This window comes from Aeromonas media (assembly GCF_000819985.1).
Classification (GTDB): Bacteria; Pseudomonadota; Gammaproteobacteria; order Enterobacterales; family Aeromonadaceae; genus Aeromonas; species Aeromonas media.
The window spans coordinates 28,120-37,026 of sequence record NZ_CDBZ01000035.1; the positions used below are offsets into that span (position 1 = coordinate 28,120).

At 63.6% G+C, this 8,907-nt stretch carries 8 protein-coding genes; 1 reads left to right on the plus strand and 7 read right to left on the minus strand.

Going from position 1 to position 8,907, the window contains the following annotated elements:
* Positions 1–123: 123 nt before the first annotated feature.
* Positions 124–480 (plus strand): TusE/DsrC/DsvC family sulfur relay protein, encoded by a 357-nt coding sequence (locus BN1127_RS02910; RefSeq protein ID WP_042648408.1) that lies wholly within the window; start codon positions 124–126, stop codon positions 478–480.
* Positions 481–590: 110 nt separating this feature from the next.
* Here the strand turns inward: BN1127_RS02910 and dedD are convergent, their stop codons facing one another.
* The 7 genes from dedD to BN1127_RS02945 all read right to left on the minus strand — a co-directional run.
* The gene (gene dedD / locus BN1127_RS02915; RefSeq protein WP_042648409.1) at positions 591–1,376 is read right to left on the minus strand and encodes a cell division protein DedD; all 786 of its coding nucleotides are present in this window, start codon (positions 1,374–1,376) and stop codon (positions 591–593) included.
* Positions 1,377–1,665: 289 nt separating this feature from the next.
* Entirely contained in the window at positions 1,666–2,922 is a 1,257-nt protein-coding gene (folC, locus tag BN1127_RS02920; RefSeq protein ID WP_042648410.1) for a bifunctional tetrahydrofolate synthase/dihydrofolate synthase, read from the minus strand.
* Between the two features lie 2 nt (positions 2,923–2,924).
* Positions 2,925–3,788 (minus strand): acetyl-CoA carboxylase, carboxyltransferase subunit beta, encoded by an 864-nt coding sequence (gene accD, locus BN1127_RS02925; RefSeq protein ID WP_005329453.1) that lies wholly within the window; start codon positions 3,786–3,788, stop codon positions 2,925–2,927.
* Between the two features lie 118 nt (positions 3,789–3,906).
* Positions 3,907–4,716, minus strand: coding sequence for a tRNA pseudouridine(38-40) synthase TruA (truA, locus tag BN1127_RS02930; protein ID WP_042648411.1), 810 nt, complete (start codon positions 4,714–4,716; stop codon positions 3,907–3,909).
* Positions 4,717–4,876: 160 nt separating this feature from the next.
* On the minus strand, positions 4,877–6,949 hold the full coding sequence (locus BN1127_RS02935; RefSeq protein ID WP_042648412.1) for a FimV/HubP family polar landmark protein: 2,073 nt from the start codon (positions 6,947–6,949) through the stop codon (positions 4,877–4,879).
* Between the two features lie 314 nt (positions 6,950–7,263).
* Positions 7,264–8,280 carry an aspartate-semialdehyde dehydrogenase gene (locus BN1127_RS02940; protein ID WP_042648413.1) on the minus strand — a complete coding sequence of 339 codons (1,017 nt, stop codon included), beginning with the start codon at positions 8,278–8,280 and terminating at the stop codon, positions 7,264–7,266.
* Positions 8,281–8,433: 153 nt separating this feature from the next.
* Positions 8,434–8,907: DUF3410 domain-containing protein (locus BN1127_RS02945; RefSeq protein ID WP_042648414.1), on the minus strand; the 474-nt coding region annotated here is incomplete at its 5' end.

Here is an 8,907-nt window from a genome sequence, read left to right on the forward strand (position 1 = left end):
CACACCGGGCGGGGCGACGGCCCTGCCCGGTGAATTATGCCTCCTGGCGCGTCTGCGCCGGTTGCTCGCCGAAGATCAAGGCGCTACCATGCCCGCCCAATCCCGACAGCCCGAGGAGCCTCCATGTCCGAGCACCCGTCCGAACACCATCAGCTGCATTTCAACGGCCAACTCATCGAGACCGATGCCAAGGGCTATCTGCGCCACAGCGAAGAGTGGAGCGAGGCGCTGGCGCTGGTATTGGCCGAGCAGGAGGGCATAGTGCTGGAGGAGCCGCACTGGGAAGTGGTGCGCTTCGTGCGGGCGTTTTATCTGGAGTTCAACACCTCCCCCGCCATCCGCGCCCTGGTCAAGGCGATGGAGAAGCAATACGGCCCGGGGAAGGGCAACAGCCGCTACCTCTACAAGCTGTTCCCCGAGGGGCCCGCCAAGCAGGCCACCAAGATTGCCGGCCTGCCCAAGCCGGTGAAGTGCATCTAAAAACCAGACCGGCTTCTCCCTGAGAGACCATCAACAGGTTCAAAAAAATACCGCGCCCATCTGTCAAATGAGGCGCGGTATTTTTGTGTTCGGTGTTCGTCAAACCCCCATCAGGGGTTGTAGGCCACCACGGAGCCGCTCAGCCCCGTCATCTGGCTTATCCTGCTCTGCATGCCTTGCAGCTTGGCCTTGGAGACATCCGGCCCGATAAAGACCCGGTTGATCTGCCCCTGCACCGGGGTCCTCGGCGAGGTCTGGGCCGAGTAACCGGCCGCCCGCAGCTTGCCTACCAGGGCATTGACGCTGTCAGCATTCTTGAAGGCGCCGAGCTGCAGGATCCAGCTGCCCTGGGCCGGGGCTGCCGCCGCAGGTGCCGGCGTGGCCGCCTGGGTCGTCATCTTGCTCGCGATGAGATCGTCCATGGACTTGATCTGGCCCGCCTGCGGCTTGCTCTCCACCGGCTTCTTCACCTCGACCGGCTTGGGCGGCACCGGCTTGGGCTTGGGTTGCTCCACCGGTTTCTTGGCCACTACCTCGGGCTTGGGCACGGGTTTGGGCTCAGGCTTGGCCGCAGTCTGGGTCGCTGGCTGTGCCTGGGCGGCAACAGAGGCCTGATTGGCAGCCAGAGTCACCGTATCCCCGATCTCTTCCACCTGCCATTGGGTGGCGGCAGAGGCCTGCTGCTGGCTCGCCAAGTGATCGGCCGGCAGGGTACTGGCGGCAGAGACCTGCAAGGCAGGCTTGGCGGGCTCGAGCTCAGGGCGCAGCGGGATCTTGGCAAACGCCTCCTCCTTCTGCTCCAGCTTGTTGCCGTCCATCAGATCCGGCAGAAAGATGACAACCAGGGCGACCAGGATGACGGTCCCCACCAATCTATTTTGAAACTTCGAAGCCAAGTTAATTTCCACCCATGTTACTTAGACTCAACGGCCTGCAATCTTGCGGACATCCACGATGAACGGTCCCCGGCAGCCATGCTATTTTGCAACCTCGCAGCCAAGTTACTTTCCACCCATGTTACTTAGACTCAACGGCCTGCAATCTTGCGGACATCCACGATGAACGGTCCCCGGCAGCCATGCTATTTTGCAACCTCGCAGCCAAGTTAATTTCCACCCATGTTACTTAGACTCAACGGCCTGCAATCTTGCGGACATCGGCGATGCGAAGAGCAGGTCGGGCCGCTCAGGCGCTCGCCGCCAGCACGTCGGCGACAGTGTAAAACGAACCAAAGACGATAACCATATCATCAGGACTCGATGCGGCCAGGGCGGCACCATAAGCCGCACTCACGCCGTCAAAGGTCGCCGCCGACCCCTGTCCGTCCCCGAGGGCGGCGGCAAGCTGCTCTGCGGTGGCGGCGCGCGGGCCGGTGAGGCTCGCCAGGAACCACTGGTCGATGAGGCCATCGAGTTCGGCCAGCGACCCTGCCATGTCCTTGTCCTTGAGCATGCCGACCACGGCGCGGCGCTTGCCCTTGCAGGGGATCTGGCGCAGCTGGCTCGCCAGATAAGCCGCCGAATGGGGATTGTGGGCCACATCGACGATAACCAGGGGGTCGTTTTGCAACCGCTGCATCCGCCCCGCCAGCCGGGCATTGGCCAGCCCGTCACGGATGGCAGACTCCGGCAGTGGCAAGCCGAGGGATTCCAGCGCCGCCAGCACGGTGACCGCGTTCATCAGCGGCAGGGCCGGTTTGGGCAGCCCCAGCCAGTGGTTCAGGCCGTGGTAATCCCAGCCGGTATCCTGCTCATCGCCGTGGAAGTCGCGGCCGACCTGGCGCAGGAAGGCGCCAAGGCGCGCCGCTTCGCTGGCGATGGTGGTCGGCGGATTGGGCTCCCCGCTGATGGCGGGTTTGCCCGCCCGATATACCCCGGCCTTCTCCACCGCCACCGCTTCGCGGGTATCCCCGAGCCAGTCGCAGTGATCCAGCGCAATGGAGGTGATCATGGCCACATCGGATTCCACCACATTGGTGGCATCCAGCCGACCGCCCAGCCCCACTTCCAGCAGCAGCACATCGGGGGCGGCGCGCCGGAAGAGCCACAGGCCAGCCAGGGTGGCGAACTCGAAGAAGGTCAGCGCTATCTCGCCGCGGGCGGCTTCCACCTCGGCAAAGGCGGCGCAGTGCTCGTTGTCAGAAAGCTCGGCCCCGTCGATGCGCACCCGCTCGGTAAAGCGCAGCAGGTGCGGCGAGGAGTAGACCCCCACCTTGTAACCCGCGGCCATCAGTATGCTGGCGGCCATGGCGCAGGAGGAGCCCTTGCCGTTGGTGCCCGCCACCGTGATCACCTTGAACGGCAACTGGGTGAGACCCATGCGCCGAGCGACGACGCCAACCCGATCCAGCCCCATGTCGATGTTGACCGGGTGGATCTGTTCCAAATAAGAAAGCCAGTCGACCAGCGACCGGCTTTGAGATTGTTGCATGTGCGAACTCATGTTCAGTCTTCGATGACCTGAGTGTTCATCAGTTTGGCCAGCAGGCCGGCCAGACGGTTGCGCATTTCGCGGCGGTCGATGATGAGATCGATGGCTCCCTTCTCCAGCAGGAACTCGGAGCGCTGGAAGCCTTCCGGCAGCTTTTCGCGCACTGTCTGCTCGATGACGCGGGGACCGGCGAAGCCGATCAGCGCCTTGGGCTCGCCCACGTTGATGTCACCCAGCATCGCCAGACTGGCGGAGACGCCACCCATGGTGGGGTCAGTCAGCACGGAGATGAAGGGCAGACCCGCCTTGGTGAGCCTGTCGAGCGCCGCACTGGTCTTGGCCATCTGCATCAGGGAGAACAGCGCCTCCTGCATCCGCGCCCCACCTGAGGTGGAGAAGCAGACCAGGCCGCGACCTTCCTTGATGCTCTCCTCGACGGCGCGCACGAAGCGGGCACCAACCACGGAGGACATGGAGCCACCGATGAAGGAGAACTCGAATGAACAGGCGACGACCGGCACCCCCTTGAGGGTCCCCTTCATCACCACCAGCGCATCTTTTTCTCCCGTCTCTTTCTGAGCGGCAGACAAACGATCCTTGTAGCGCTTGGAATCCTTGAATTTCAAGATGTCCTGCGGCTCCAGCTCGGCACCGATCTCGGTGCGGCCCTGCTCGTCGAGGAAGCTCTCGAGGCGGGCGCGGGCGCTGATCCGCATATGATGATCACACTTGGGGCACACTTCGAGATTGCGCTCCAGTTCTGCCCGGTAGAGCACCTGTTCGCAAGCGGTACACTTGGTCCACACCCCTTCCGGAATGTTGTGACGACGCGGTGTAGTGATCTTGCTCTTGGGAAGGATCTTCTCAAGCCAGCTCATGGAATTCCTTAATGCTTTTGTGCCTGACAAAACGCATCGGGCCTTGATTGTTCAATGACTTACGGCTCGATGGCAATAAATGACGGATCATTAAACCACAAATTTTCGGGCCCAGTTACTAAAAACTGGTCGTACCCGGTGCCGAGTCCGGCAGCCACAGCGGGCCGAGCGGCAACTGCGGCAGGGCAAACTCTGCCGGGTAGTCCACGTCCACCAGATAAAGCCCCCCCGCCTTGGCGGTCGGCCCCGCCAGGTTGCGATCCCTAGCCGCCAGCACCTCGGCTATCCACTCCACGGGTTTGAGTCCCTGCCCCACCAGCAGCAGGGAGCCGGTGATGTTGCGCACCATGTGGTGCAGGAAGGCGTTGGCCTTGATATCGAGCACTATGTAGGGGCCGGAGCGGCTGACGCACAGGTGGGTCACGTTGCGCCAAGGCGTGTTGGACTGGCAGGCGATGGCGCGGAAGGTGCTGAAGTCATGCTCACCCAGCAGGCTCTGGCCCGCCTGGTGCATCAGGTCGGCATCTATGGTCTCGTGATAGTGGCTGACGCCGCTGCCGAGGATGGCCGGGCGGAAGTTGTGGTTGTAGATGACATAACGGTAGCGACGGGCGGTGGCGCTGAAGCGGGCGTGGAAGCTCTCGTCCACCTCCTTGACCCAGCGCACGGCGATGTCCGGCGGCAGGTTGGAGTTGAGCCCCAGGGTCCAGGCGCCCTCGGCGCGGTTCGCCTCGGTATCGAAATGGATCACCTGACCGGTGGCGTGCACCCCGGCATCGGTACGACCGGCGCACTGGATGGAAACGGGGTGGTTGGCGATGCGGCTGAGGGCTTTTTCCAGTTCGGCCTGCACGCTGATCACTTCGCGCTGACGCTGCCAGCCGAAATACCGGCTGCCGTCGTATTCAATACCTAGGGCAATTCGCATGGATGAATCTTGTCTTGTGGGGAAAGGATGAAAGAAACGGGCCGGATTATACGCCCTTGGGCCCAAAAGTCCCAGACCGGGCAGGCATCCCGTGCCAGTGGCCAACATGAAAAAGGGCAGCCCGCGGGCTGCCCTCTGTGTTGATCACCGGCAAAGGGGATCACCCCAGGCGCCTGAGGAGCTTCTCGGCTTCGCTGCGCTGGTGCTCGCTGCCTTGGGCCGCCGCCTCTTGCAGCAGTTCGCGGGCACTCTCCTTGTCGTCGATCTCGAGGTAGGCGCGGGCCAGATCCAGCTTGGCCCCCACGCCGCCGTCATCGGCATCCACATCGAACCCGGTGGATTCCGGCAACACCTCGGGGAAGCCATCCAGCCCCACGTCCAGGGAGAAGCCCTGGTAGGGCTCCTGCTCCGAGCTGCTGGCGTTGGCCTCGGCCAGCAGCTTGTCTATCTCCACGTAGTCGTTCGCCTGCGCCTGCTCACGAGGCTTCAGATCGCCCTGATGGGGCTCCACCTCGGTGAAGGCATCCTCGAAGTCCGCCAGGGCCAGCTCGTTGGGATCCCAGGCCGGCGCCGCCGGCTTGGTGGGCTCCAGCCCGAGTTCAGCCAGCATGTCATCGATATCATCCTTGCCATAGGCGTCGTCGCCTCGGGCAGCGGTGTCGGTGGCAGGCTCCTGGAAGCCGGTCTCGAGATCGCTGAGATCAAAGTTGGTGAGTTCCGTATCCCGCTGGCTTCGGCTCTGCTCCTGCGCCTGGCTCAGATCGGCCTCGAGATCGGCGTCCAGCTCGGCAAACAGGGCCGCTTGCAGCTCCTCCTCGCTCATGATCTCGTCGCTGGCCCGGGCTCTGGCATCGGACTCGCCGGAGAGATCAAGCTCAGGGGCCGAAGGCAGATCAAAGTCTCCGTCGAGAGCCAGATCGAGCTCGGGCACCAGATCCGGATCCCGGTTGGCCGTCGTCACCGCAGGCTCCACATCGAAGGCGGACAGGGCCACCTCGTCATCGCTGAAGATGACGTCAGTGGAGGCATTTGCCCCCTCCTGGCTGCCATTGAGATCCGCCATGGGGTGCATGGGTTCGTCATCGGCGATGCCGACCGTCATCAGCTGGTCAAACTCGCTGCTCTCCTCCCCCATCACCATGGAGGTGGACTCGGACAGGCTCTTTTCCTGCTCTTCCAGTTCGCGGCGGGCACGGGCACGCAGCCAGAGCGTCACCAGCGCCAGCACCAGCAGCACGGGCAGCAGGATGATCATGGCGAGGTTCAGCGGCGAGACGAGCAGCTCCATCACCCAGTTCTGCTTGGGCTCGGGGGCCACCACGGGCGGTACCGGCTTGGCCTTGAGTTCCGCCACCTCTTTTTGCAGTGCAGTCTGATCCTGCAATTGGGCCTTGAGGGTCTCCACCTCTTCGGTCAGGGCTTGCAGGCGCAGCTTGAGCCTGTGGTTCATCTCGGTGACCTGACCAAGCTGGGCGTTGGCATCTTCCAGCGCCAGCGCCATCTCGGTGGAGGGTTTGCCCACCACGGTCGCGGCACTGACCGGCAAGGGGGCCGGGGCAGCGGTCGGCGCGGCGGTACTCGCCACCGGGACTGCAGCCTTGGCGCTCGCCGTCACCTCGGTCACCGCCTGGGGTGCACTCACCTTGGGGGCGGCCGTCGGAAGGGGGGCCGCCTTGGCCACGGCCTTGACCGGCGCGCTGGCGGCCGGCTTGGTCGCCACCGGATGGGTCTGCTTCTCGGCCAGGTATTTGGGGCTCAGTCCCTTCCAGCTGGCGTTGTCGCTGTTGAAGCGGCGGCGGGCCTCGGCGTCCGTGATGCGGCCCGCCTCGGCGGCGCTTGGCAGCAGAATGCGGGATCCCACCAGGATGTGGTTGATGTTGCCGTCGGCAAAACTGCGGGGATTCTTGTCATAGATCGCCACCATGGTCTGGTAGACGGTCACCCGGTTGGAGGGGCGATGCTTGCTCGCCAGGCTCCAGAGGGTATCGGTGGAACGAACAGGGCCATAGCTGCCCGCCGCCGCGCTGGGCGCCTGACGCACTATGGGCTGAGCCCTGGCAACAGGCTGGGCCGGCGCCACGGGCTGGGCCTGAGGTTGAACGACAGGAGGCGCGGCACCGTCCGGGCCCTTGAGCTCGACAAAGAAAGGCTCTCGCCCCGCCTCGTCGGCCTGAGCCGTGCCCAGAAGACCCAATGCGAGTAGCGTTGCCAGCGTTATGCGGGAATGTCCCATATTCGTTCCTTCGTATGATGGCCCTATCACATTGAAAAATCTGGATAGTTACCCCAAAACAATCGGCTCAATATAAATCAGCCGCCGGTCTCAAGCCAGCGATCCGACATATTTCCCGTCCGGCGCCTATCAGCTGCGAGCCCGATCCAGGCCAGACATGAGTCCCAGACCTGAACCCGAGTGTAGAAAAAAACCTAGCTCACTGATATCACGCGACATTCTTAAAACCGGAGAGTGCGCCCCCGGTCACATCCCGGACCCTGGCTCACCTCCTAGGGCGGGGTTCCCTCCCCGCCACAGGCCGCAACAGGGCCTCAGAGGTAGTCGCGCACCAGCAGTTCGGCGATCTGCACGCTGTTGGTCGCCGCGCCCTTACGAACGTTATCGGCCACGATCCACATATTGATACCGCTCGGATGAGAAATATCCTGGCGTACCCGACCGACCAGCACCTCGTCCTTGCCGGTACCGTCGCGCACCGGGGTCGGGTAGTCGGCATCGTCGTCAAACAGGGTGACGCCGGGGGCATTGCGCAGCAGCTCCTTGACCTGCTCGGCATCCAGCGGCTGGTGCAGCTCGACGTGGACCGCCTCGGCGTGACCGTAGAAGACGGGCACCCGCACGCAGGTGGGGTTCACGGCGATGCTGGCATCCCCCAGGATCTTCTGGGTCTCCCACACCATCTTCATCTCTTCACGGGTGTAACCGTTGTCGGTGAAGCTGTCGATCTGCGGGATCAGGTTGAAGGCGATCTGCTGCGGGTAGAGGGTCGGCTCCACCGGACGGCCGTTGAGCAGATGGGCAGTCTGACCGGCCAGCTCGCTCACCCCTTCCTTGCCGGAGCCGGAGACGGACTGGTAGGTCGCCACGTTGATGCGGGCTATGCCCACCTCGTCCTGCAGCGGCTTCAGGGCAACCAGCATCTGGATGGTGGAGCAGTTGGGGTTGGCGATGATGTTGCGATTGCGAAAATCCGCCAGGGCATCCGGGTTCACTTCCGGGATCACCAGGGGGATGTCTTCGTCGTAACGGAAGCAGGAGGTGTTGTCGATGACGATGCAGCCCTGCTCGGCCGCGATGGGCGCCCACTTGGCAGAGACCTCGGCCCCGGCGGAGAAGAGGGCGATTTGCACCTGGCTCCAGTCAAACTCCTCGACATCCTTGATCTCGATGTTCTTGCCGCCAAAGCGCACGGTATCACCGGCGCTGCGGCTGGAGGCCAGGGGATAGAGGGTGGCGACCGGGAAGGCACGCTCTTCCAGGATCTCGATCATGGCCTGACCCACGGCGCCGCTCGCGCCCAGTACAGCTACGTTGAATTGTTGACTCACTGATGTTCTCTCCTGTGATATTGCCCGCCGATGAGGCCGACCGGGTCGGCATCAGAGGTGGCAAGCGTGATCTGTCTGATGGTCGGCCGGCAGGGTGCCGGGCCGAAACGGATGACCCCGATCTGGCGATCGGAGCCCCGCATGAATTCCGGTTTATTTTTGCGAGATGGCAAAGCCCAGCCGGGCCAGCCTGTCGCAGGCGAAGGGGCCGCTGACCTGCAAGGAGGAGAGCTCACGCCGCTCCGGGTAGTCCTTGCGCTGCCCATCGAAGCTGCCGGGCACCCCAATCCGGTTGCGAAAGCGGGCATCGTCCCGGCGCACGTCATAGATGAGGTGGACCAGCTGCTTGATCAACCGCTGATCGGCGGGCTGCCCCGGCGTCAGCTCGCACACCTCGGGGGCGGGCAGCAGGGATTGCAGATCCTGGCGCGGCATACGCCCCAGCTGCTGGCAGAGCGCCTGATAGAGCATCCAGGTGCCGCGGGCCTTGCCCTCCAGGCTGTAGCCAGCGATGTGCGGGGTGGCGAGCTCGGTATGGGGCACCAGGGCCTTGATCGGCTCAGGCTCCCCTTCCCACACATCCATCACCAGTCGTAATGGCTGATCGCTCTGCTGGCGCGCCAGCAG